15 protein-coding genes are annotated in these 24317 nt (G+C 60.5%); 9 read left to right on the plus strand and 6 right to left on the minus strand.

From position 1 onward, the window contains the following. Positions 1–78: 78 nt before the first annotated feature. The 7 genes from J2T09_RS11130 (at position 79) to J2T09_RS11160 (ending at position 8730) form a co-directional block, all read left to right on the plus strand. On the plus strand, positions 79–1224 hold the full coding sequence (locus tag J2T09_RS11130) for an iron-containing alcohol dehydrogenase (RefSeq protein WP_306834276.1): 1146 nt from the start codon (positions 79–81) through the stop codon (positions 1222–1224). Further along, the gene (locus J2T09_RS11135; RefSeq protein WP_306834278.1) at positions 1221–2720 is read left to right on the plus strand and encodes an aldehyde dehydrogenase; all 1500 of its coding nucleotides are present in this window, start codon (positions 1221–1223) and stop codon (positions 2718–2720) included. The genes J2T09_RS11130 and J2T09_RS11135 overlap by 4 nt, the downstream gene beginning before the upstream one ends. A 6-nt stretch (positions 2721–2726) precedes the next feature. Beyond that, a complete protein-coding gene (locus J2T09_RS11140) occupies positions 2727–3851 on the plus strand; it encodes a mandelate racemase/muconate lactonizing enzyme family protein (protein ID WP_306834280.1) in 1125 nt (374 codons plus the stop codon). 61 nt (positions 3852–3912) lie between these two features. Next, positions 3913–4845: an L-lactate dehydrogenase gene (locus tag J2T09_RS11145; RefSeq protein ID WP_306834282.1), complete on the plus strand. Its 933-nt coding sequence runs from the start codon at positions 3913–3915 to the stop codon at positions 4843–4845. A gap of 70 nt (positions 4846–4915) precedes the next feature. Continuing rightward, positions 4916–5809: a LysR family transcriptional regulator gene (locus J2T09_RS11150; protein ID WP_306834284.1), complete on the plus strand. Its 894-nt coding sequence runs from the start codon at positions 4916–4918 to the stop codon at positions 5807–5809. 171 nt (positions 5810–5980) lie between these two features. Further along, positions 5981–6781, plus strand: a complete 801-nt coding sequence (fdhD, locus tag J2T09_RS11155; RefSeq protein WP_306834538.1) for a formate dehydrogenase accessory sulfurtransferase FdhD — start codon at positions 5981–5983, stop codon at positions 6779–6781. Positions 6782–7071: 290 nt separating this feature from the next. Further along, entirely contained in the window at positions 7072–8730 is a 1659-nt protein-coding gene (locus J2T09_RS11160; protein WP_306834286.1) for an OFA family MFS transporter, read from the plus strand. A gap of 76 nt (positions 8731–8806) precedes the next feature. Here the strand turns inward: J2T09_RS11160 and J2T09_RS11165 are convergent, their stop codons facing one another. The 5 genes from J2T09_RS11165 to J2T09_RS11185 form a co-directional block, all read right to left on the minus strand. Further along, positions 8807–10591 carry a methyl-accepting chemotaxis protein gene (locus J2T09_RS11165; RefSeq protein ID WP_306834288.1) on the minus strand — a complete coding sequence of 595 codons (1785 nt, stop codon included), beginning with the start codon at positions 10589–10591 and terminating at the stop codon, positions 8807–8809. A gap of 236 nt (positions 10592–10827) precedes the next feature. Next, positions 10828–11307, minus strand: a complete 480-nt coding sequence (locus tag J2T09_RS11170) for a chemotaxis protein CheW (protein WP_153355374.1) — start codon at positions 11305–11307, stop codon at positions 10828–10830. A gap of 221 nt (positions 11308–11528) precedes the next feature. Next, positions 11529–17624: a translocation/assembly module TamB domain-containing protein gene (locus J2T09_RS11175; protein ID WP_306834291.1), complete on the minus strand. Its 6096-nt coding sequence runs from the start codon at positions 17622–17624 to the stop codon at positions 11529–11531. A 49-nt stretch (positions 17625–17673) separates the two neighbouring features. Beyond that, positions 17674–19605 (minus strand): autotransporter assembly complex protein TamA, encoded by a 1932-nt coding sequence (locus J2T09_RS11180; RefSeq protein ID WP_444939723.1) that lies wholly within the window; start codon positions 19603–19605, stop codon positions 17674–17676. A gap of 271 nt (positions 19606–19876) precedes the next feature. Beyond that, positions 19877–20143, minus strand: coding sequence for a YMGG-like glycine zipper-containing protein (locus J2T09_RS11185; RefSeq protein ID WP_306834293.1), 267 nt, complete (start codon positions 20141–20143; stop codon positions 19877–19879). Positions 20144–20468: 325 nt separating this feature from the next. On the opposite strand from J2T09_RS11185, the gene hemA reads away from it, so the two are divergent. Next, entirely contained in the window at positions 20469–21683 is a 1215-nt protein-coding gene (gene hemA / locus J2T09_RS11190) for a 5-aminolevulinate synthase (RefSeq protein WP_306834295.1), read from the plus strand. Positions 21684–21764: 81 nt separating this feature from the next. On the opposite strand, the gene dxr is transcribed toward hemA, so the two are convergent. Next, the gene (gene dxr, locus J2T09_RS11195; RefSeq protein ID WP_306834297.1) at positions 21765–22934 is read right to left on the minus strand and encodes a 1-deoxy-D-xylulose-5-phosphate reductoisomerase; all 1170 of its coding nucleotides are present in this window, start codon (positions 22932–22934) and stop codon (positions 21765–21767) included. Positions 22935–23073: 139 nt separating this feature from the next. On the opposite strand from dxr, the gene J2T09_RS11200 reads away from it, so the two are divergent. Beyond that, on the plus strand, positions 23074–24306 hold the full coding sequence (locus J2T09_RS11200; RefSeq protein WP_306834298.1) for an FAD-dependent oxidoreductase: 1233 nt from the start codon (positions 23074–23076) through the stop codon (positions 24304–24306). Positions 24307–24317 lie beyond the last annotated feature (11 nt).

The following is a 24317-nucleotide window of genomic DNA, read 5'->3' on the forward strand; positions in this document are numbered from 1 at the left end:
CTGGCGGATTTGCCGTCTTGCGCATCCTGACCGATCAGGCATGCTGATACCGTCACTTCATGGGGGCGGGCAGCATTGATGTTTTCCAATTCCTTCATTCCGGACATGCGCTTCGGGGCCGGTTCATTCTCCGAAATCGGCGCGGCTGCAGCCACGCTTGGCAGTATCGACCGGGCACTGGTCGTCATGGACAGCTTTCTGGCGGCGACCGGTCTTGCCAACCGGTTGATCGATGACCTGAGAGCGCATGGCATTATCGCTTCGCTGTTTGCCGATTTTGCCGGCGAGCCGAAACTTTCCCATCTGCAGGCGGCCATGCGGGCGGCGCGTGGTGCGCAGCTTGTCATCGGTGTCGGCGGCGGTTCGGCGCTCGATATCGCCAAGATCACCTCCTGCTGCGCAGCCTCGGGTCAGGACCCGATGTTTTATGCGCTGGCTGCCAAACCACTGCCCAAAAACCCGCTGAAAAAGATCATGGTGCCGACCACGGCCGGTACCGGTTCGGAAACCTCCGCCACCAACATCTTCACCGGCCCCGAAGGTAAAAAGCTCTGGATATGGGGGCCGGAGACCAAGGCCGATCTCGTCATTCTCGATCCGGCGCTCACGGTGACACTTCCGCGGCACCTGACGGCGTGGTGCGGCATGGATGCCCTCATTCATGCCTTCGAGGCCGCCACCAACCGCAATACCCACAAGGGTGCGCAGCTTTACGCCCATGAGGCATTGCGGCTTGTTGCCGGCTCGCTGGAAACGGCGGTGACGTCGCCGGCTGATCTCGAGGCGCGTGGCAGGGTGCTGCTCGGCTCGTGTTACGCCGGCATCGCCATCGACAATTGCGGCACCGCGATCGCCCACAATATCAGCCATGCGATGGCGGGCCTTGGCCCCGTCCATCATGGTCTTGCGACGGCGCTGGCTTTTGAAGCGACACTGCCATGGCTGGTGGCGGCGCGAACACCGGAACTGGATGCGGCGGCAAGGGCTCTTGGCCTGGAGACAGCTGCCATGCTGCCTGCCTGCGTGAGTGATCTGATGGATCGCTGCGATATCCATCGTGCACTGCCGGCTGCCTTCGATGCCTATTCTTCCGATGACCTTGCCGCCGAGATGCGCGCGACGGAAAATCGCCCGATGCGCAGGGCCACGATCCGTGATGTCTCGGATGACGATGTCGATCGGTTTGCCGCGATGATCATGTCCCTGCCGAGGTCGCTCCGATGACAGGGAGTTTTACAAGGGAGCATTGGGAAAATGCGCTGGCCGTGCTGACGCTCGAGGGCCGGTGTTTTATCGATGGACAATATCGCGCCGCAGCTTCCGGCAAAACCTTTGCCCGGACGCGACCGATGGACGGCAGGCCGGGGGCGGTGCTGGCGCGCGGCGATGCGGTCGATATCGATGCCGCTGTCGCCTCGGCGCGCAAGGCGTTTCAAAGCGGTATCTGGCGGCATAAGGAACCTCTGGAAAAGAAGCGTATCATGCTCGCCTGGGCGGAACTTATTCGCGCCCATGCCGAGGAACTGGCGCTTCTGGAAACGATCGATGTCGGCAAACCGGTGCTTGCCTCGCTGAATGTCGACGTGCGGCTGTGTGCCGATGGCATCCAGTATTATGCCGAGATAATCGACAAGCTTTATGACGAGATCGCACCAACGGGACCAAATGCGCTTGCGCTGGTTCGAAAAGTGCCGCTCGGGGTTATCGGCGCCATCACGCCGTGGAACTATCCGATGATCATCGATGCGTGGAAACTCGGCCCGGCGATCGCTGCCGGCAATTGCGTCGTGCTGAAACCGGCCGAACAGTCGTCGCTGTCGGCCATCCGGTTGGCTTCGCTTGCCGTGGAAGCAGGCCTGCCCCCCGGCGTGTTCAATGTCGTCACCGGGTATGGCGAGGAGGCGGGCAAGCCGCTGGCCCTGCACATGGATGTCGACATGATCGCCTTTACCGGCTCGACCGAGGTCGGCAAGCTGATCATGGGATATGCCGCGCAATCCAACATCAAGCGGGTGGCGCTGGAGCTTGGCGGCAAGTCGCCGCTCGTGGTCTTTGCCGATGCCGATCTCGATGCGGCGGCTTCCGCCGTGGCCTGGGGCTGTTTCTACAATTCCGGCGAAACCTGCCATGCCTCGACACGCCTGCTGGTCGAACGTTCGGTGCAAGAAGCGCTGATCGAGAAGATCGAAGCAGTGACGAGAAACGATATCACGCTTGCCCATCCTTTCGAACCTTCAGCACAGATCGGTGCCCTGATCGAACAGGCCCATATGGACAAGGTGCTCGGGTTGATCGCGGAAGGCGAGAGGGAAGGGGCAAGGCGCGCCTTCGGTGCCGAGCAGGTGCTGTCTGAGTCCGGCGGTTATTACGTCTCGCCCGGTGTCTTCGTGGACATGACCAACGACATGACCCTCGCCCGCCAGGAAATCTTTGGGCCGGTTCTGGCTGCCATTCCATTCGATACGGAGGAAGAGGCGCTGCGGCTTGCCAATGACACGATCTACGGTCTGGCCGGTGCCGTGTTCACCAGGGACATGGATCGCGCGCACCGGTTTTCGGAAAGCCTGCATGCCGGCACGGTGTGGATCAACACCTATGACATGTCGAATTTTGCGACACCCTTCGGTGGCTTCAAGCAGTCCGGTTTCGGGCGCGACCGTTCGGTGCACGCGATCGACAAATATTGCGATTTGAAGACGATCTGGCAGCAATTCGGGTGAGGGCAGATGAGCCGTATCGCATCGATCAAAATCTCACACCATCGGCTGCCGCTCGACCCGTCTTTCAAGGCCAGTTGGGACGGTCGTCCTCGCCATCATTTCGATACCACCATCGTCCGTGTTCGTGATGAGGATGGTCGCGAGGGCATCGGTTCCGGCGACCTGATGAAGGGTTTCGAGGGCCACGAGGATCTCTTTCTCGGCCATGACCCGCGTCATCTGGAACGCCATTACGAAGTGTTGTCGCATATCAATTTTCACTACGGCCGTTGCTGGCCGCTCGATCTGGCGCTGTGGGATCTGGCCGGGAAGGTGACGGGGGAGCCGGTCTGGCGCATGCTGGGTGGGCGCGCCGATCGTGTCCGGCTTTATGCGTCTTCCGGCGTGCTGCGCGAACCGGCTGAGATGGCCGCGCAGGCCGAACGTTATCTAGACGAAGGTTTTACCGCGATGAAGGTGCGGTTCTCGTCTTCGGCCGGTGGGCGCTCAAGCTGGCGCGACGATGTAAAAGCTCTGGAGGCGATCCGGGCGCGCGTCGGTGACCGGCTGGAACTGATGGTCGATTGTAACCAGGGTTGGCGCATGCCCTGGGATACGACACTGGCATGGACCTTCAAGGATGCGCTGGCCGTGGCGAAGGAACTGGAACGGCTCGGCATCTACTGGATGGAGGAACCGCTGCACCGTTCTGATCGCAAGGGCATGAAGGCATTGCGGGAAGCCACCTCCATTCGCATAGCCGGCGGGGAGATGACCCGCGAGCTTTACGAGTTTCGCGATATCATCGAGGAACGCGCCTTCGATGTTATCCAGCCGGATGTCGCTCTGGTCGGCGGCATCACCGGCTGTCGGCGTCTGGTCTATCAGGCGCGCGAGGCGGGCGTCACCTTCACGCCGCATAGCTGGACCAATGGCATCGGTGTGCTGGCCAATGCGCATCTGACCGCAGGGGCGGGAGATGCGCCTTTCCTCGAATATCCTTACGACAATCCGGAATGGAGCGAGGCGCGGCGGGATTATCCGTTGATCGCACCTCTTGCCCACAGGGAGGGTTGGCTTGAACTGGGCGATGCGCCAGGGCTGGGCATCGTGCTGGATGAGGACCGGCTGAAGGCAACGCAGATCGGCTAGGATCAAGGACGTCGTATCCGTCCACTCTATATTGAACAGCAGATATCACGGAGTGTTTTTCATGAAGGTCGGTATTATCGGTGCAGGCATGGTCGGCAGTTCGGTGGGTTTTGCGCTCGCCATTACTGGTTATGCCAGCGAGGTCGTCATCATCGACCGCAATGAGGCCCTGGCGATCGCGCAGGCCGAGGATATCGCCCATGCCGTGCCCTTCATGTCGGCAACGCGGGTGAGGGCCGGGGGATATTCGGATCTCGACGGCGCCGGTATTGTCATCCTCGCCGCCGGTGCCAGCCAGAAGCCCGGCGAAACGCGGCTTGAGCTTCTGGGACGCAACACGGAAGTCTTTCGGCAGATCGTCGGGCAGGTTCTGGCTGTTGTCAGCAATCCCATCCTGCTTGTCGCTTCGAACCCGGTGGACGTGATTACCTTCATCACCCAGCGCCTTTCCGGCCTGCCGGCGCAACGTGTGATCGGCTCCGGCACCATTCTCGACACCGCGCGGTTTCGCAGTCTCATCGCCCGGCACCTGAACATCTCGCCGCAATCGATCCATGCCGATGTGATCGGCGAACATGGCGATAGTGAAGTTCTGGTCTGGGAGAGTGCGCGCGCCAGCTCTGTCGATCTCGCCTCCTTCGCGGAACAGATCGGTGCACCGCTGACGGAGAAGGTGCGGGCTGACATCGACGACAATGTGCGCAACGCCGCCTACAAGATCATCGAGGGCAAGGGGGCGACCTATTATGGCATCGGTGCCGGGATCGCCCGTATCGTCAGGGCCATTGCCCGCGATGAAGGTGCCGTTTTGACGGTGTCGCTGGTGACCGATCATGTTGCAGGGATCGAGCAGGTGGCGCTGTCATTGCCGCGGGTCATCGGCGCCAATGGCGTGAGCATGGATATGCTGCCCGACCTTTCCCCCGCGGAGCAGAGGGCGCTGCGACATAGCGCCGAACTTCTCAAAGGCATAGCGGATGCGTTGAAGCTCTGATCCACTAATGATCTCAAGCTGTTGAATTGGTGCTCGGAACCGGCTAGCCCTTTATGCCGAGGGAGTTTCCATGATCGACAAGCTTGAATTTTTCATCGCACTGGCGCGCGAGCAGCATTTTGGGCGCGCCGCGGAGGACTGCGGCATTTCCCAGCCGACCTTGTCTGCGGCGATCCGCCAGCTGGAAGAAAGTCTCGGTGTGGGGCTGGTCGTGCGCGGTTCGCGTTTTCAGGGGCTGACACCGGAAGGCCAGCGCGTGCTGGAATGGGCGCGACGGATCGTCGGTGATACGCGGACCATGCGTGAGGAAATGCGGGCGGCTCGCAAGGGATTGGCCGGACATATCCGGCTGGCGGCGATCCCCACCGCGCTTGCCATGGTGCCGAAACTGACCGGGCCATTCCAGGCCAAACATCCGGATGTCACCTTTTCCGTGGTCTCGCGCACGTCATTGCAGGTGTTGAGCCAGTTGGAGAATTTCGAGATCGATGCCGGTCTGACCTATCTCGACAACGAGCCGCTTGGGCGGGTGACCACCGTGCCGCTTTATGCCGAGCACTATACGCTGGTGACGGCCGAGGACACGCCGCTTTCCGACCGCAAACAGGTGAGCTGGAAGGACATGGCGGGGCTGAGGCTTTGCCTGCTGACGCCCGACAATCAGAATCGCCGCATCATCAATCAGCATCTGGCCAGTGCCGGTGTGAGTGTCCGCACCATGCTCGAATCGAATTCCATGGTCGTGCTTCTGGCGCATGTAAACACCGGCAACTGGGCGAGCATCATGCCACGCAACGTCGCGCATTCGTTCGGTTTTGCCTCGCGTATCCGCACGATCCCGATCGTTGAACCCAAGGTCGGTCACCGCGTCGGGCTTGTTGCCACGCACCGCGAACCGTTTACGCCACTGGTTTCCGCATTGTTGCACGAGGCCCGGAGCCTGACCGATCTCGGGCTCGATTGACGCCGCGAAAGGTGCCGGTCGAAGCGATGTTCCACGGATTTCCGCCGATAGAGCGGATGATGCCCGTTGCGCGTTTTAATTCGATGACTATTTAGAGCGACCACATCATGGTCGCCTATTGCAATAAGGATGCCCTCCATGTCCGCTCCGGCGCACGATACCGTCACGAACCTGACAGCAACGACCGCGTCTGTTCCGCAGGTGATCCGTCGCGACGGTGTGGTGCGTGAAGCGGTTCGATCCGTGCCGGAAGAGGTTCCCATCGCATTTTCCTATGGCGGTTCCAGCCATGCGGTGATGATGGGGACACCGGCGGATCTGGAGGACTTTGCCACGGGCTTCAGCCTCACCGAAGGTATCATTACTTCGCTTGCCGAGATCGAAACGATCGATGTTCTGCAGGAAGGCGACGGGATCGATGTTCAGGTAACGCTGGCGGAAGACAAGGAAGATGCGCTTCGCGCGCGTCGTCGCCATATGGCCGGGCCTGTGGGCTGCGGTCTTTGCGGTATTGAATCCATCGAACAGGCCATGCGGCCGGTGCCGAATGTGTCTGCCGTGGATCTGGTTCTATCGGCGCATGACGTCGTGGCGGCAAGTTCCGCGCTCAATCACGCACAGCCGTTGCATGCGCAAACGCGTGCCGTGCACGGCGCCGGATTTTTTGTGCCGGGAGAAGGGTTGATTGCCGTGCGGGAGGATGTCGGGCGTCACAATGCGCTCGACAAGCTTTCCGGAGCCGTTCTGCGAGCGGGGCGTCAAGGCGGTGTCGGTGCTGTGGTCGTCACCAGTCGCATCTCGGTCGAAATGGTGCAGAAGGCAGCCATTCTGGGCGCGCCAATTCTCATCGCCATCTCGGCGCCGACGGCACTGGCGATCAGAACGGCCGAAGCTGCGGGCCTGACGCTCGTTGCCTTGGCGCGAGGAGAGGATTTTGAGATTTTCACACATGCCGGCAGAATCCGGTTGTGACCTCTTTGCATCGCTCTTTTCTGTTGTGTTCTTAACGATTTAGCGCCCGATATTAACAGGTTTTTTAACCTGCGGATGTTTCTGCGGCATTTTGCCGTATCGATGGCGGCAGCGACTGTTTAATGGCAAATGCCAAGAACGCGTTTGCGCCGCACCATCGCCCCCAAGACCGATGGCAAAGCGCCCGATCGTTCCCGATCCCGGGGGACACCGCATGTTTGCGTGCGGCCGGGTGGGAAGATTGGTTGCGTTCTTGATCTCAACATTATTTCCCAGAGGGAGGAATGCGCATGGCAGTTGCGACATCTGCGGGCGAAGGCTCTGCAGGCAACGCCGGTCTTCTCGACCGCGAACGCATTATTGCGAAACCAGGTTTCAATCGCTGGCTGGTGCCACCGGCAGCATTGGCCATTCATCTTTGCATCGGCATGGCTTACGGCTTCAGCGTTTTCTGGCTGCCGTTGACCAAGGCAATCCCCGGTACGCCGGACGCAGCCTGCGCCAGCATGACACTCGTTTCCGCGCTTTTCAGCACCGAGTGCAACTGGCGCGTTTCGGATCTCGGCTGGATCTACACGCTGTTCTTCGTCCTGCTTGGCTGCTCGGCTGCCATCTGGGGCGGCTGGCTTGAAAAGGTCGGCCCGCGCAAGGCAGGCTTCGTATCGGCTCTTTGCTGGTGCGGTGGTATCCTCGTTGCCGCCCTCGGCGTCATGACCCATCAGCTTTGGCTGATGTGGGTTGGTGCCGGCGTCATCGGCGGCATCGGTCTCGGCCTCGGTTACATTTCCCCGGTCTCGACCCTGATCAAGTGGTTCCCTGACCGTCGCGGCATGGCAACCGGCATGGCCATCATGGGCTTTGGTGGCGGCGCCATGATCGGTGCTCCGCTTGCCAACCTGCTGATGAACTTCTTCAAGACGGATGTATCGATCGGCGTCTGGCAGACTTTTGTCGTCATGGCCGTCATCTATTTCGTCTTCATGATGGGCGGCGCCTTCGGTTACCGCATTCCGCCGGCCGGCTGGCGTCCGGAAGGCTGGACGCCCCCGGCCTCCAAGTCGACGATGATCACCACCAAGCACGTCCACCTGCGCGATGCGCACAAGACGCCGCAGTTCTGGTTGATCTGGGCCGTTCTCTGCCTGAACGTTTCGGCTGGTATCGGCGTTATCGGTGTCGCTTCGCCGATGCTGCAGGAAATTTTTGCTGGCTCGCTGATCGGCTTGCCTGACCTGACCTTCTCGCAGCTCGATGCTGCCCAGAAGACTCAGATCGCCGCAATTGCTGCAGGCTTTACCGGTCTGATCTCGCTCTTCAACATCGGTGGCCGTTTCGTCTGGGCATCGCTGTCGGACAAGCTGGGACGCAAGAACACCTATTACACGTTCTTCATCCTCGGCATCATCCTCTACACGCTGGCTCCGACCTTTGCCGATATGGGCAACAAGGCGCTGTTCGTGCTTGCCTTCGGCATCATCCTGTCGATGTATGGCGGCGGTTTCGCAACGGTTCCGGCTTACCTCGCCGACATCTTCGGCACGCAGTTCGTTGGCGCCATCCACGGCCGTCTGCTGACCGCCTGGGCAACGGCCGGTATCCTCGGACCGGTCGTCGTCAACTACATCCGCGAAGCACAGATCAGCGCAGGTGTTGCACCGGGTCCGGAACTCTATACCGGCACGATGTACATCCTCGCCGGCATGTTGGCTCTCGGTCTCGTTGCCAACTTCCTGGTGCGTCCGCTTGGCGACAAGTGGTTCATGTCGGATGAAGAAGTTGCTTCGCTGCAGGCCAAGACGGCTGCTGCCAATGCGGGCCCGACGGGTTCGTTCGGTATCGGCACGGGTGGTCTCGATGCCAAGGCGGCCTTCGCCTGGGCTGTCGTCGGCATTCCGCTTATCTGGGGTGTCTGGACGACCCTCAAGAGCAGCCTGGTGCTGTTCGGTTAATCACCGGACTTTCGACCTGAATACAAAAAGGGCAGTTTCGGCTGCCCTTTTCCGTTTGATCGGGATGTGAAGACGGTCAGAAATCTTCCCAGCCATCTTCGGATACGGCAACCGCCTGGCCGCCCTGGGCAGTGCGTGCTGCCGGGCGCGTGGTTGACGCGCGGGTGTGAACCGCAGGGGCCGCATGCCTTGCCACAGGTGTAGCGCTGGCCGGGCCTGTGGCGCGGCCCATGCGGAACTGTTGCAGCAGGCGTCGCAGGTTCTCCGCTTCCGAGGAGAGAGAATGGCTGGCGGCGGTGGTTTCCTCCACCATGGCGGCATTCTTCTGCGTGGCCTGGTCCATCACATTGACCGCCTGGTTGATCTCCTGGAGGCTGGCCGATTGTTCACGGGATGCCTCGACGATCGCCGCCACATTGGTGTGAATAGCCGCAACCTGCTCAACGATCTCGCCCAGTGCCGATCCGGTCTGCCCGACGAGGCTGACGCCGTTGGAGACATAACTGCTGGATGCGTTGATCAGCGTCTTGATCTCCTTGGCAGCGGTCGCCGAGCGCTGGGCCAATTCGCGTACTTCCTGTGCCACGACTGCAAAGCCCTTGCCGGCTTCACCGGCGCGGGCTGCCTCGACACCGGCGTTCAGCGCCAGAAGATTGGTCTGGAAGGCAATTTCGTCGATGACGCTGATGATATTGGTGATCTCGCCAGAAGACTTGCTGATCTGATCCATGGCGGCGATGGCATCGCGGACGATCTGGCCCGATTGCTCGGCATTCTGCTTGGTGAGCGTGACGAGACGTCCTGCTTCATCGGCGCGGTGGCTGCTATCGGATACGGTGGTGGTAATTTCTTCCAATGCCGCTGCGGTTTCTTCCAGAGAGGCAGCTTGCTGCTCGGTACGGCGCGCAAGATCATCGGATGCGCTGGTAATCTCGCTCGAAGAGGCGGCAATACCGGTGGCGTTTTCCGCGACGGTCTGCATGGCGGCACGCAACTTGGCGACCACTTCGTTGAAATCGTGGCGGGTCGCTTCCATGCTGGGCACGAAGGTCATGTCGAGACGTTGCTCGAGGTCACCATCGGCCAGCGCCTTCAGGCCATTGCCAAGGCTGGTGATGGCGCTCATGCGCGGGGTTACGTCGGTGGCGAATTTCACAACCTTGTAGACCTGGCCTTTCAGGTTGCGGATCGGGTTATAGGCCGCCTGGATCCAGATTTCCTTGCCACCCTTGCCGAAACGTACAAATTCGTCGGCGATGAACTCGCCGGAAGCGAGTTTTTGCCAGAATGCGGTATATTCGGGCGAGGCGGCATAGGTGGCGTCGCAGAACATGCGGTGATGCCGGCCCTTGATTTCGGAAAGCGTGTAGCCCAGTCCCTGGCAGAAATTGTCGTTGGCATCGAGGATTTCGCCCTGCGGCGTGAATTCGATGACGGCCTGGGAGTGGGAAATGGCTGAAAGTTTTGCTGCGTCCTCGGTGGCCCTTGCCTTGGCAGCGGTGATGTCGGCAGCGATCTTGACGACCTTTATCGGCTTGCCACCGCGCAGGACCGGATTGTAGGAGGCCTGGATCCAGATTTCCTCACCGGCCTTGGTGTGGCGCTTGTATTCGCCAGTATCGAACTTGCCGGAACCGAGATTGGCCCAGAACTGCCGGTATTCCGCGGTCGCCGCATAGGCCGGATCGCAGAAGATGCGATGATGCTGGCCCTTGATCTCTTCCAGTCGATACCCGAGCGCCCGGCAGAAATTCTCGTTTGCGAAGAGAATGTTGCCCTGAAGGTCGAACTCGATAATCGCCTGTGATCTGGATAATGCGTCGACAACCTGCTGTGCGCCTGACGTGCCAAGTCCGAACATTCTTCGCTCCCAAGGGCCTATGTGTTCTCGTCGGTTCGTCTAACGGCAGGCGAATACAACCGGCGATTCATCTCATGGTTACTTTAGACATTTAAAACTTAATAATAAATTGAAACAAAGTGAACGGGAATCACAATATTTCGCGACATGTGAACAAAGGGTTTGCCCGGCAATGCAACAAAAAAGGCCACCGCAACGGGTGGCCTTGTGGATGCTTGTATCGCCTGGAAACGTGATCAGGCTGCGAGGTCTTCGGCCTCGGTGCCCTTGAACATCTTGGCGAGGTTCAGGAAGCAGATCATGCCGTTCTCATTGGCGATGACGCCTTCGGAGAAGGACTTGTCGAAGGAGGCCGAGACTTCCGGCACCGGCTGAACCTGGCTTGCGGAAATCGTCAGGATGTCGGACACGCGATCGACCAGCATGCCGATGACCATGTTGTGCACTTCGGCAACGACGATGGCGCTGCGCTCGTTGGCAACGGTGCTCTTCATGCCGAGCTTGTAGGCAAGGTCGATGATCGGGATGACCGAGCCGCGCAGGTTCATGACGCCGATGACGTCAGCCGGTGCATGCGGGATCGGCGTCGACGGTGCCCAGCCGCGGATTTCGCGGATGGTCGTGGTCTTCACGCAGAATTCCTGATCGTGCAGACGGAACGCGATGATCTCCAGGTTCTCATCGCCATAGCTTACGGAATTTACCATCGTAGCCATCTGAAACTCTACCCCATTGCCCTTTGCTGGACGGGAGCGGACGCACCTTGAACTGTGCTCGCGACCGTAACCGAATAATCTTGCCGCCGATGGCACGGGATGTGCTGTCGATCGATTCGAAGGTTACTGTAGGGGAAGAGTATTTCTTAAATCTAAACCGATCGCCAAAAGGCGGCGCGGAATCAGCCGGTTAGCAGATACCGATGGAATGCCTTATCCGATCAGTATTCCTTTTCGTAAAACACACCGGCCGAACCGCCATCGCCGCCGGCGCCGGCCTTGAGTTTTACGCCACGTCCGACATCCAGATTGATGGTGGCACGTGCACCTGCCTTGCCGCCCTGTTCGAGCTGCAGATAGGTGCGGTCGTTGATGTAACGACCGACGGAAACCGTCGTCTGGCCACTTGAATCCGTGTTGATGTCGAGATCGTCGACGCCGAGATTGGCGCGAAGCGTGTCGAGAAGCGAGTTCGATCCACCACCGGCCAACTGGCTGACGGCATCGGCCAGCTGGGCGATCTGCAACGGCGACAGCTTTGACATCGACTGGCCAAACACGAGACGGGCCAGTACCTCGTCCTGCGGCAGGGCAGGGGAGGAGGAGAAGCTGATATCAGGATCGTTGGCGACACCCACAACATTGACCGTGATGGTGGTCTGCTGCGAACTGGTATTGGCTTCCATGTCGAGAACCGGGATAAGACCACCACCGAAAGTGATCTTGCCCTCGGTGAAATCCAGACGCTTGGTGAGAATGATGATACGGCCACGGCGCATCTCGAAACCGCCGGATACATTCGGTGCTGCCGACGTGCCGGTGACCTTCAATTCGCCGCCGAGTTCCGCATCGATGCCGCGACCGCGGACAAAGATGCCGCTCGGTGCGCTGATGACGAGGTCGAGACCGAGTGCCGAAGAACTGCCGCTGCCACCCTTGGGCTGGATCTCGGCCATCTGGCGGCGCACATCGGCGGGGGCGTTCTTCTGCTTGATGTTGAGTTCTGCCAGAGACGACGGAAGTTTGGCAGGAACGGTGATCGACGTTTTCGACAGGTTCAGGCGACCGCCAAGAGTGGCGTTGGTCAGAAGCGGACCTTTGACAGTCAGTTGACCATCGGCGGTCGAAGCCAGAAGCTGGCCATCGACATAAGTAGCCTTGGCAAGCGTCACCGTCAGGTCGGCCGGCAGGCCGGCGGCAGGATTGATGCCGATCGTGCCCTGTGCGGAAACGGTGCCACCTGTCGACAGGTTGGCCGTGACCGATGAGAGCGTCGCCTGATCGCGGTTGAAGGCGATGTTGGCGGTGAGGTTTTCAAGAGCGAGGTTGCGGCGCACATCGATCAGCCGCGCGCCGGATGTGCTGGCCGAACCGGTGATCAGTGGCGCCGTCGCGGTGCCGCCGACATTCACATCGATTTGGCCGTTGCCCTCGAGTACAAACCCCTGGCCGGCCAGCTGTGCGCCGAGAAGCGCAAAGGGCACGCCGCCATTGATCTTCATGTTGAGCGGGCGATTGCCGGCAAGACCGACGGAGCCGTTTCCGGAAATCGCCAGACCGGACTGGCCGGAAAGCCGGGTATCGACGGTGACGGTGTTGTTTTCGAAACGGCCGTTTGCGGAAATCCGGAAAGGTGCAAGGCCGGCAGAGCGCGTCTGTGCGACGGAGGCATCGTCCCAGGCGACATTGAACTGCACGCCCGGAGCGGATGCGTTGTTGAGTGCGGTGATCTTGCCGGTGATCTTGCCGCCGGCATCGAGGCCGGGCACGAAACCGTTGGCAAGGCTTGCAGGAAGGGCGTTGATATCGGCGTTGACGTCGAGCACGGGACCGGACTTGCCGCCGAGGACCACGCGGCCGCCTGCCGTCAGCGACATGCCCTGCGGGCCGGTGAGGCGCGTTTCCGCCAGATTCAGCGTATTGTTCTCGAAATTGCCGGCCGCCTTCAGGTTCATGCCGGAAATGCCGGCAGCACCCTGACGACGGATTTCTGCGTCATTCCATTGCAGGTCGTAGCGAAGGGCCGGTGCCGCCATCGTGCCTTTTGCCGTGGCCGAACCGGTGATGTTGCCACCGGTCTGGATGCCCGGGAGAAAGGCATTCGCAAGGCTTGCCGGCAGTGATGCGACATTGGCGGTGACATCGATCGGACGTTCGCCCACGAGGCTGACGGAGCCCTTCGCGTCGAGCGCAACGCCCGAGGGTCCGGACAGCTTGACGCTTTCAAGATTGGCGACACCCTGTTCGAACGTTCCGGCAGCATTCAGCTGAAGGGCCTGCAAACCGGCGGCGCGGGTCTGTCGCAACGCAAGATCGTTCCAGCGCAGGTCATAACGGATCGCCGGAGCCTCAGTCGTACCGGTCGATGTGACCTTGCCGGCGATAATGCCGCCCGCATCAAGGCCGGGTACGAACCCGTTGGCGAGGCTGGCGGGCAGGGCGGCGATGTCGGCATTGACGTCGATAGCAGGAGCGCCTGAGGCTCCGTTCAGCACAACGCGGCCGGTTGCCGTGGCGGACAGACCGCCGGAACCGGTGAGGCTGGTCTCTTCAAGTGTCGCGGTGCCGTTTTCGAAATTGCCTTTTGCCCTCATCTGCAGGGCGGAAACACCGGCCTGACGTGTCTGGCGGGTCTGGATTTCGGTCGTGCCGAGATCATAGCGAAGGTTCGGCTTGTCGATCGTGCCGGATGCCGTCACGGAGCCGTTGATGGCGCCGCTGGCGTCAAGATCGGGACGGAAGACATTGGCAAGCGCCACCGGAACGGAAGCGAGATTGGCAGTCACGTCGATCTTGCGGTCGCCGGAGAGGGCCGCATTGCCGCGCGCGGTCAAGGACAGGCCCTGCGGTCCGGTGAGGTCGGCCGTCTCCAGCGTCACGGCCTGATTTTCGAGCCGTCCCTTGAGGCGCGCCTGAAGGCCGCTCAACGAGGTCGGGCCTGCGCCGATGGCAAGGTTGCTGCCGGTAAGATCGACAACGGCACTGGGAGCGGAAAGATTGCCGGTGGCATTGAGCGTACCGGAGATCGAGCCTGCCGCATTGAGGTTCGGGCTGAAGGCATTGGCGAGTTTTGCCGGCAGGGCGGAAATGCTGCCCTCGATTGCCAGTGGGCGATCGCCGGCAAGGTCAAGCCAGCCTTTTGCCGCAACGCCGAGATCCTGGCCAGAGCCGGACAGGTCATCGAGCACGACCCGATTGTTCTCAAACCGGCCCCTGGCGGTCACAGCAAGCGGGCCGATGGCGGCCTGGCGCGTCTGCTTGATGGCTGCATCCCGAAGCGAAATATCGAAAGCGGCCACGGGTGCTGAAAGGCCGCCATTGACCTTTACAGAGCCGGAAATGGTGCCGGCTGCATCGAGACCGGGCTGAAAACCATTGGCGAGCTTTGCCGGCAGCGCGCCGATCTCGGCATTCACATTCAGGCCGGGGCCGCCGTCCTTGAGGCCGATGGAGCCATTGGCGCCAAACGAAAGACCGTCCGGGTTGGTCAGGCGCGTGGTTCCGAGCGTGATGACATTATCCTGAAGCTGGCCGTTGGCCTCGATCAGGAAAGGGGCGATACCGGCGGCCTTGGTCTGGCGTAGCTGCGCGTCGCTCCATTGCAGGTCGTAGCGGACAATCGGTGCCGTAGCCGTGCCCGTAGCCACGATCTTGCCGGTTATCGCGCCTGCGGCATCGATATTCGGGACAAAGGCATTGGCAAGCGTTGCGGGAAGCGTGGTGACGGTGGCTGTCAGATTGAGATTGTTTCCTGCCTGACCGTCCAAAACCACGCGGCCATTGCCGGCATTGATGGTCAGTTCGGACAAGCTGACAGTGCCGTCCGCAATGGCAATCTGCGCGGGTCGCGACAGGGCAACGTCAATGCCGCGCGGTTTGGCGGTGAAACGGTCGATGGCGACCGTCATGCTTCGTTCATTCTGCGTCAGCGAACCGGCGCCTGAAAGCGGCGCGTTATCGAACTGGGCGGAAAGATCGAACAGCGTGGCAACATCATCGCGGCGGATGCCGAGCGCAACATCCTTCAACGCCTGTGCGCCGGCACCGATACTGGCGGCCCGGATCGTGCCCTCGGCCGTCAGGGCCCTGAGGTTCGGCAGCGTCATGTCGATCGATGGCGAGGTGATGGTCATGCCGCTGCGGGTGAGCGCGTTGCCGCCAGCCTTGATGGCGACGGAAGGCGTATCGCCCGCGTTGACGAAATTGACCGTGCCCTTCAGATCGCCCTGCACCTGCTGGCCTGCGAATGAGGCAAGCAAGGCGATGTCGGGGAAATCGAATGCCAGATTGCCTTGAGGCAGAAACTGTTCGGAAAAATCGAGCCCACCGGTCAGCTTGTTGGGGCCGATATCGACATGCAGGTTCGAGGTCGACAGCCGGTTGCTGACATAGGCCACATCTGAGCCCGCATCGATCTGTTTGCCATCGACACGTGTCGTCAGGCCGATGCGTCCGCGCGGTGCTGCGGGGTCTGCCGTGCCATCGACATTGACGCTGAAGGCTTCGATCATGCGGCCGGCGACACGGGCTTCTGCCGAATTGATCACACCCTTGACCGTCATGGCCGAAAGCGGGCCAGTCGCGGCAATGTCGTAACCGGCGGCGCCCTTCGCATCCGGGCGAAGCTTGCCGATATCCGGCAGGCGTCCGGCAAGCCTTGCGTCGATCTTCTGGTTCTCGATGACGATATTGCCGTGGCCATCGATGGTGCCGGAACGGATCGTCAGGTTTTCCAGCGCCATGCGGCCGCCGATGACGGCGTTGACATAGGCTTCGGCACCGATCGATTCGGAAAACTTTCCGGCCAGCGCCGGCGGCAATGCGGCCGGGTTGGCGGTCATGCGGATATTACCGGTGACAGCCTGTTTGGAAAGGTCGTAGGCGCCGCTGATCGTGCCGTTGAGATTGGGACTTTCAAGCGTCGCCGCATCGAGGCCGATGGCCGGAAGTGCAAGGCGGATGGGCGCATCCAGCGTCAATGGTGCACGCAGGACGCGGTCCAGATCGGCATTGGCAAAGGCGGAACGGGCGATGGTAAGCCGGCTGCGGATACTGCCTGCGCGTTCGACGAGATCGAGATCCTCGCTCTCCGCCTGCAGGCGAACCTGCTCGAACCGGCCCTGCGGCAGGTCTGCGGAGCGGATGGCGGCCGTTGCGTTGAAGCGGGCAGAAGTCGCTGCGCCCGTCAGCGTGAAATTGACATTGTCGATCGAAAGGCGGGCCTGCTGGTTCTGCTGCAGCGGCCAGTTGATGGCGATCGGGCCGTTGGCGCCGGCAACGCTGGCGGTCAGGCTGTTGTCGCCCTTCTGGTCGAGCGCGCCGGAAGCCGAAACCTTGACGGCACCCGTGCTGATATTGCCTTTGTCGATTTCGATACGGTCACCGTTGCCAAAACGCGTGGCAACATCGATGGCCGTCAGACCGTTGAAGAACGGACGTATGGCCGGCGGCAGCATTTCCTGCAACTGGCCGCCACCGGTCAGTTCCAGGCGATGGCGACCGGTGTCGGTGAGGGTGTGCTTGCCGTTGATGCTGATGACAGGGGCGCCGTCGACATTGCCGTCCAACTGGCCGGTCCAGTTGGAAAGCGGGCCGCTGCCATCCAGCGCCATGGCCACGGACGGATTGCCGGGCAGTCTCAGCAGGCGGGCAATCAGGCCACCCTGTGGTTCGGCAACAGAAGCCTTCAGCTTCAGTTCATTCTGCTCAGGCGCATATATGATATCGGCCTCGGCCATCGCATCCGGCAGGTCCTGCCGGTGGGCGGCAAAATTCAGGCCAACGCGCTCGGAGGTCGCATCGATTGCGCCATGGGCAGCGATGGAAAAATCACGGCCGGCCAGAGCTTCGGCCAGGCGAATGTCCGGCAGTTCCAGGCGGTCGATCTTCAGTTCTACAGGAAGAGAGAAGCCGCTGCCGCTGGCTGTCGTTTCCGCCGGTGTCTCGCTCTCGACCGGTGCGCGCGTCAGCGAGATGGACTGGATCGCAATACGTTCTGCATGAAATTTTGCGGTCAAGAGGGCAAGCGGAGACCAGTCGACGGCGATATTGCGGATTTCGCCAAATGTGCCTTCACGGTCGGCAAGGGTGACGCCTTCAATGCGCAGACGGCCGGACAATACGCCCTTCAGCCGGGAAATCTTGACCGTCTGGTCAGGCGTGGAAACGAGAGAGGAAATGGTATCGGCGGCCATGCGTCCGCCGGCGGGCACCAGCCCGACAAACAGGATGACGGCGATGCCCAGGACGAGCAGAATCGCCACGACACCGGCAACGGCGCGCATGATCCATTTCATCAGGCGAAACAATACTGTCATCGAACGCGATCAGACCTTTCCACTTGCCCTTCGGGCTCGCTGCATTCTCTTAGAACGACTGCCCTATGCCTGCATAGATGCCGTATGAACTGCCGCCCTCATATCGATCAAGCGGAAGCGCAAAATCGATACGGAGCGGACCGAAAGGCGTCGCGTAGCGAAGCCCGATGCCGGCACCCATGCGGATATCGGAGAAATCGGGCACGATTTCGGTGGCCACCGTACCGACATCCAAAAACGGCACAATTCCGATCGAGTCGGTAATTTTTATACGCGCTTCCAAAGACGTTAACATGTATGAGCGCCCGCCCAGCGCTTCGTCATCGCTGTTGTAGGGCGATATCTCGCGATAGGAGTAACCGCGCACCGATCCGCCGCCGCCTGCATAAAACCGTCTTGTTGCCGGTATGCTTGCCAAACCATCGCCGCCGATCAGGGTTCCTGCCGCAAGTCTTGCGGCCAGAACAACGCGATCCTCCTGTCCCAATCCAAGATAGCCGGAAATGGAGCCTTCGAAAGAGGAGAAGACCGTACCATTCAATGCCTCGTAGCTCGGCTTTGCCGAAAGCGTGCCGTAATAGCCCTCGGTCGGGTCGAGCTTGTTGTCGCGCGCATCACGTTCGTAGGAGACCGGCAGGCTGAAGGTCAGGTAGTCGTTGTCGCCGTAAACGTCGTGTGTCTGTGTGTAGGCGATCTCGCCGCCGCCGGTGAATTTGTCCTGATCCGTCAGCTCATAGGTGAACTGGCCAAGTGCCGTGACCGATTCGGCATCATACGTGTCGTAGTTTTCCGTCTTGGCCTCGACGCTCGCATCGAAGGTGATCTGCGGCAGGAACATGCCGGGTTTCTTGAAATAGACACCGGCGCGATAGTTGAGATCGCCGACATCGGTGCCTTCGGTCGAGCCGAGGCCTGACACTTCGCCTTCAACACGCAGTGATTCCGCCTGACCGAACAGGTTGCGGTGACCCCAGTAACCGGACAGGCCGCCGCCATCGAGCGATGAATATTCGGCACCAAAACCAAAGTAGCGGAATTTGCCTTCCGACACCTCGATAGAGAGCGGGATGGAGCCATCTGGCGCCAGTGACTTGTCTTCCTGGATGGTGAGGCTGGAAAACACGCTGAGTTCACGCAGGCGGTCGGCTGCCTTCTTCATCTGGTCCGGCGAATATTGTTGGCCCTGGTCGAGGCGTGAATAGCGGCGGATGAAATCCGGATTGACCGCACGCGCGCCCTTGACGGCGACGCTGCCGAATGGCGCGACCGGGCCGCCACGTGCGTCCAGCGTCACATCCACCTTGTTGGTGGAGTGATCGGCGACGACTTCGCGCGTCGTCAGTTCGGCCAGCGGCCGGCCTTCGTTCTTGAGGTCCCGGATAATGGTCTCTCCGGCCTTGATGATCAGGCGGGAGCCGGCTTTTCCATCGGGCGTCAGATCGTATTCCGCCGGATCGCGGCCGGCGGCGTCGCCCAGCATGGTGATCTTGCCGAGCGTGAAGACCGGGCCGGGCTCGACGGAGACGGTGACCGGAATGGGCTTGCTGCGATCGAAGCTCGGATTGGGCGGCAGGCGGTCGATATCCTGCCCGGCAATGGTGATGTTGACGATGCCGCCGTAACGGGCTTCCTCGAAGAGAACGGCAACCAGACGATCGCGATCCTCGCGGGCCTTGATGACGATGCCGAGATCGCCGGAAACCGGGTTTTCCTTGTCTGCGATCAGCGATGCGGCATTTTCCAGCCGTTCCTCGAGATTGCTGTCGGCGTCGCCGGCCTGAAAGGTGACGTCATATTTGACGGGGTCGATCACTTCGACCTCGTCCTTGTCGCCCTCGAACAGGGTCAGGCCGAAAATCTTCAGGGCATGCGCTTCCGGTGCAGATCCGAAAAAGCTTGTCGTCGCCAGGGCAATGGCCAGTGCCGTCGCGCTACGATGCGCGAATCGAATGACCGGTGCCGTGTGGAGGCGTTTCCGCAATACTAGGATGTGTCCGCCCTCGCCGGTCTTTGCCGTTTGTCTTGAATGCTAATTTATTCGCAAAAACAGGGGCAACATATGTCTTTTAATGAGCCAGGTCGAATCTTTATGGAAAAATTCCGGGTTGTTGCCGCAGGGGTGTTGCCCAATCGCCGCGCCATTGTAGATGAAAAAGCCGGGCCTCAATGGTCTGTCAATCGGTCTTGGCTCATGCAGAAGCCCGCGAAAATGATCCGCGGGCTTGATGTTTGATAAGGTCTTGTCCGCCGGCTCAGTAGCCGCCGCGCGGGCAATCGTCGATGTAACGGCGGCCGTAACGGTCGCGGTAATAGCACTGGCCAGGCTGTTCGGACACGTTGCCGATCACGGCACCTGCGACGCCGCCGATCGCGCCGCCGACTGCAGCACCACGAACGTTACCGGTTGCCAGGCCGCCGATCACGGCGCCCGAGGCAGCACCGATGCCGGCGCCCTTTTCAGTCTGGGTGCAGCCTGCCAGCGACAGGCCGGCCAGAGCGAGGACCATCAGTTTTTTCATAACTCTCTCCACTTCATTGAAGACGGCTGCAGGGAGTGATCTCGCCTCTCACCGCATCCCGCGAGCAGCATCGTCACCACAAAGAATAGGCTTCAACGAGCGTATGTCCAGCTTGTCGCGGTTGAACCGGTCCGAAAGCCTGCTCACAAAAATGCAATTCGTCAAAATTTGACATCGATCAACACGGGGGCGTATGGCCTCTCTATCTTTTGACTAGAACAGTTCAAAAAAGCGGGCCATTTGCCGCAGTGTCCTCTATTAGACATTGCTGGGGTTGACGGAAGAAAAGGCAGAACTCACAAAAGTGCAGTTTCTGGAGTGTGACATGGATTTCGAGGCATTTTTCAAGAACGAGCTGGATGGACTTCATCAGGAAGGCCGCTACCGCGTGTTTGCAGACCTTGAGCGCCAGCGCGGAAGTTTCCCTCGCGCGACGCATCACACGCCTGACGGCACGAAGGATGTCACCGTCTGGTGTTCCAACGATTATCTCGGCATGGGCCAGCACCCGGCTGTTCTTGCCGCCATGCACGAAGCCATAGATCACTGTGGCGCGGGTGCGGGAGGCACCCGGAATATTTCTGGCACCACCCACTACCACGTTCTGCTGGAGCGCGAACTTGCAGACCTGCACGGCAAGGAAGCCGGCCTGATCTTCAATTCGGGTTACATGTCCAACTGGGCAGCCCTCGGCACGCTCGGCCAGAAGATCCCGGGCATGATCATCTTTTCCGATGCGCTGAACCATGCCTCGATGATCGAAGGCATTCGTTACGCCAAGTGCGAGCGCGTCATCTGGAAGCACAACGATCTTGCCGATCTGGAAGCCAAGCTTGCGGCGGCCGATCCCAAGGCGCCAAAAATGATCGCCTTCGAGAGCGTTTATTCCATGGATGGCGATATCGCGCCGATCAAGGAAATCTGCGATTTGGCCGACAAATACGGCGCCATGACCTATCTCGATGAAGTGCACGCGGTCGGCATGTACGGCCCGCGCGGTGGCGGCATTGCCGAGCGCGAAGGCCTGATGGATCGTATCACCGTCATCGAAGGCACGCTTGGCAAGGCGTTTGGCGTGATGGGTGGTTATATCACCGCATCGACCGCGCTGTGCGATTTCGTGCGTTCCTTCGCTTCCGGCTTCATCTTCACGACAGCGCTGCCGCCGGCGCTGGCTGCCGGTGCGATCGCTTCGATCCACCACCTCAAGAACAGCCAGTTTGAACGCGCCCGCCATCAGGAGCGCGTGCGCAAGCTGCGGTCCATGCTGGATGCCAAGGGCATTCCGCATATGCCGAATCCGAGCCATATCGTGCCGGTCATGGTTGGCGATGCCGCCAAGTGCAAGTGGATCTCGGATCTCTTGATGGACAATTGCGGCATCTACGTGCAGCCGATCAATTACCCGACCGTGCCGCGCAAGACCGAACGTCTGCGCATCACCCCGACGCCGCTGCATACCGATGCCGATCTCGAACATCTGGTCGATTCGCTGCATCAGCTGTGGTCGCGCTGCGCGCTGGCTCGCCACGTTGCGTAAGCTGAAATGACATTGATGGAATGCAAAAGGCCTGGTCGATCCCGATCAGGCCTTTTTGTTTGGTGCCGCGAAGGTTTTGGTTCAGCCGATATGCTGGGCGGCGAGGCGGCGGGCCTCGGTGTCGGCCGCAAAAACATCGTCCATGCTGGATGCCGCCGGCAAGGTCGAAAGCTCGGTCATCACCTTTTCGGTGATCTCGGCCATGGTCAGGAAACCGGTGTGGCCGTCAATAAACGCCTCGAGCGCCACTTCCTTGGCGCCATTCAGCACCGCACCCTGAACGCCGCCGCGCGTCATGGCCAGCCGTGCCAGTCGCAATGCCGGGAAACGGGTCTCGTCCGGCGCCTCGAAATCCAGCCGTGAAAGTTTTGTAAAATCCAGCCGTTCGACGGGAAGGCTGGCGCGCTTGGGATATTGCATGGCGTACCCGATGGCCGTGCGCATGTCCGGGCAGCCGAGCTGCGCCAGAACCGATCCATCCGTATAGCCCACCATGGAATGGATGATCGACTGCGGATGCACGATCACCTCCACCTGTTCCGGTGTCAGCCCGAACAGGTGTTTGGCCTCGATCATTTCCAGCGCCTTGTTGAACATCGAGGCGCTGTCGATCGAAATTTTCAGACCCATCGACCAGTTGGGGTGGGCGCGTGCCACTTCCGCGGTCACGTCCGCCATCTGTTCCAGCGTATAGGTGCGGAAAGGTCCGCCGGACGCGGTGATGATCACCCGCTCCAGCGCATGCCGCTGGTTTTCTTCCAGAACCTGAAAAATGGCATTGTGTTCGCTATCGACCGGCAGCAGTTTGCCGCCACCGTGTTTGACCGCCTCGACAAAAAGATCGCCGGCGGACACCAGACATTCCTTGTTGGCGAGTGCGATATCGGCGCCGCGTCTTGCCGCCGCCAGTGTGGGGGCAAGGCCCGCCGTGCCGACGATGGCCGCCATCACCAGCCCGGCATCCATCTCTGCTGCCTCGATCAAGCCGCTTCTGCCGGCCGCAACCTGAATACCGGTTCCGGCAAGCGCGTCTTTAAGGTCGTTATAGCGGCTTTCGTCGGCCGTCACGGCCAGCTTGGCATCAAAACCGCGGGCCTGTTCGGCCAGAAGAGCAATATTGCCGCTGCCGGTCAGTGCTGCGACTTCAAACGTCTCGCGACCGAGATGTTTGACCACATCCAGCGTGCTGACGCCGATCGAGCCCGTGGAACCGAGAACGGTGATGGAACGCGAATGCTGCGCCGATGCCATGAAGTGTCCGCCTGCCTGTTATGTCGGCCGGTCTATCGTTGAATGGGCGTGGTCACAAGTCCCGCCGGTTTTCGGCGTGGCAAGCGAGTGTGACAAAGCAATGGCTTGATCGGATCACGTCGGCGGTGGAAAGTACGGCATGACCAGCATCAACTCCGAATTTTCCGAACAGATCGAAACAACCTGCGCCATTGTTGGAGGTGGCCCGGCCGGGCTGATGTTTGGTCTGATGCTGGCGCGGTCGGGCGTCGATGTCGTGGTTCTGGAAAAACATGAGGATTTTCTGCGCGATTTTCGCGGCGATACGATCCATCCCTCGACGCTGGAAGTGATGCGCGAACTCGGCCTAGACGAGGCGTTCCTTCAATTGCCGCATACGAAGGCGCCAAAACTGTCGGCCGAGATTTCGGGCAAGCAGATCACCATCGCCGATTTCTCAAAACTGCCGGTGCATCACAAGTTCATCGCCTTCATGCCGCAATGGGAATTTCTGGATTTTCTCAGCCGCGAGGCGGCGCGTTACCCGAATTTCCGGCTGATCATGCAAGCGCGTGTGGAAGACCTCATCGAGGCCAATGGGAAAGTTTCCGGCCTTCATGCGACGACGCCGGAAGGCCTGACCGAAATCCGCTGCGACCTCGTGGTTGGTGCCGATGGCCGCAATTCGGTGGTGCGCGACAAGGCTGGTCTGGAGGTCGAAAGTTTCGGGTCTCCAAGCGAAGTCGTCTGGATGAAACTGTCCAAACAGCCGGGTGACCCGAACGAGACGATGGGCCATGCCGGACCGCGGCAGGGTTTTGTGCTGATTGATCGCGGTGACTACTGGCAATGCGGTTTCGTGATCCGGCGCGGCACGTTTGCGGAGATGAAGACGCGGGGCATCGCGGCATTTCGCGATGCCGTGATTGCCGTGTCACCATTGCCGGCTGAGCGCATGTCCGAAATCAACGGGTGGGATGATGTCAGCCTGCTGCAGGTGCGGATCGACCGACTGAAACGCTGGTGGCGGCCGGGCCTGCTGTGCATCGGTGATGCCGCGCATGCCATGTCGCCGATCGGCGGTGTCGGCGTCAATCTGGCCATTCAGGATGCGGTGGCGGCCGGAAATCTTTTGGCCGAACCACTGAAATCCAGTGGTTTGGCGGATAGCGATCTGGCGGCTGTCGAAGCCCGCCGCAGTTTTCCGACGCGTGCCACGCAAAAACTGCAGCTGATGATGCGCAGTTCACGCCGAACGGATCAAGGAAACGAGGAAAAACGCAAAGGCCCGCCGGCCTTCATTCGCGGCATTGCGCGTTTTCCGCTGCTTGCGCATCTGGCGGGGCGGTTGATCGGGCTTGGCTTCCGCATGGAGCATGTGCGGAGGCGATAAATTCGCAATTT

It is taken from the genome of Neorhizobium huautlense, from assembly GCF_030811685.1.
In the GTDB taxonomy this organism is placed as follows: domain Bacteria; phylum Pseudomonadota; class Alphaproteobacteria; order Rhizobiales; family Rhizobiaceae; genus Neorhizobium; species Neorhizobium huautlense_A.

What these genes read in the sequence shown, in the direction of transcription:
- J2T09_RS11130 (WP_306834276.1), top strand. Translation starts at nt 79, where the DNA reads ATGTTTTCCAATTCCTTCATTCCGGACATGCGCTTCGGGGCCGGTTCA.
- J2T09_RS11135 (WP_306834278.1), top strand. Translation starts at nt 1,221, where the DNA reads ATGACAGGGAGTTTTACAAGGGAGCATTGGGAAAATGCGCTGGCCGTG.
- J2T09_RS11140 (WP_306834280.1), top strand. Translation starts at nt 2,727, where the DNA reads ATGAGCCGTATCGCATCGATCAAAATCTCACACCATCGGCTGCCGCTC.
- J2T09_RS11145 (WP_306834282.1), top strand. Translation starts at nt 3,913, where the DNA reads ATGAAGGTCGGTATTATCGGTGCAGGCATGGTCGGCAGTTCGGTGGGT.
- J2T09_RS11150 (WP_306834284.1), top strand. Translation starts at nt 4,916, where the DNA reads ATGATCGACAAGCTTGAATTTTTCATCGCACTGGCGCGCGAGCAGCAT.
- J2T09_RS11160 (WP_306834286.1), top strand. Translation starts at nt 7,072, where the DNA reads ATGGCAGTTGCGACATCTGCGGGCGAAGGCTCTGCAGGCAACGCCGGT.
- J2T09_RS11165 (WP_306834288.1), bottom strand. Translation starts at nt 10,591, where the DNA reads ATGTTCGGACTTGGCACGTCAGGCGCACAGCAGGTTGTCGACGCATTA.
- J2T09_RS11170 (WP_153355374.1), bottom strand. Translation starts at nt 11,307, where the DNA reads ATGGCTACGATGGTAAATTCCGTAAGCTATGGCGATGAGAACCTGGAG.
- J2T09_RS11175 (WP_306834291.1), bottom strand. Translation starts at nt 17,624, where the DNA reads ATGACAGTATTGTTTCGCCTGATGAAATGGATCATGCGCGCCGTTGCC.
- J2T09_RS11185 (WP_306834293.1), bottom strand. Translation starts at nt 20,143, where the DNA reads ATGAAAAAACTGATGGTCCTCGCTCTGGCCGGCCTGTCGCTGGCAGGC.
- hemA (WP_306834295.1), top strand. Translation starts at nt 20,469, where the DNA reads ATGGATTTCGAGGCATTTTTCAAGAACGAGCTGGATGGACTTCATCAG.
- dxr (WP_306834297.1), bottom strand. Translation starts at nt 22,934, where the DNA reads ATGGCATCGGCGCAGCATTCGCGTTCCATCACCGTTCTCGGTTCCACG.
- J2T09_RS11200 (WP_306834298.1), top strand. Translation starts at nt 23,074, where the DNA reads ATGACCAGCATCAACTCCGAATTTTCCGAACAGATCGAAACAACCTGC.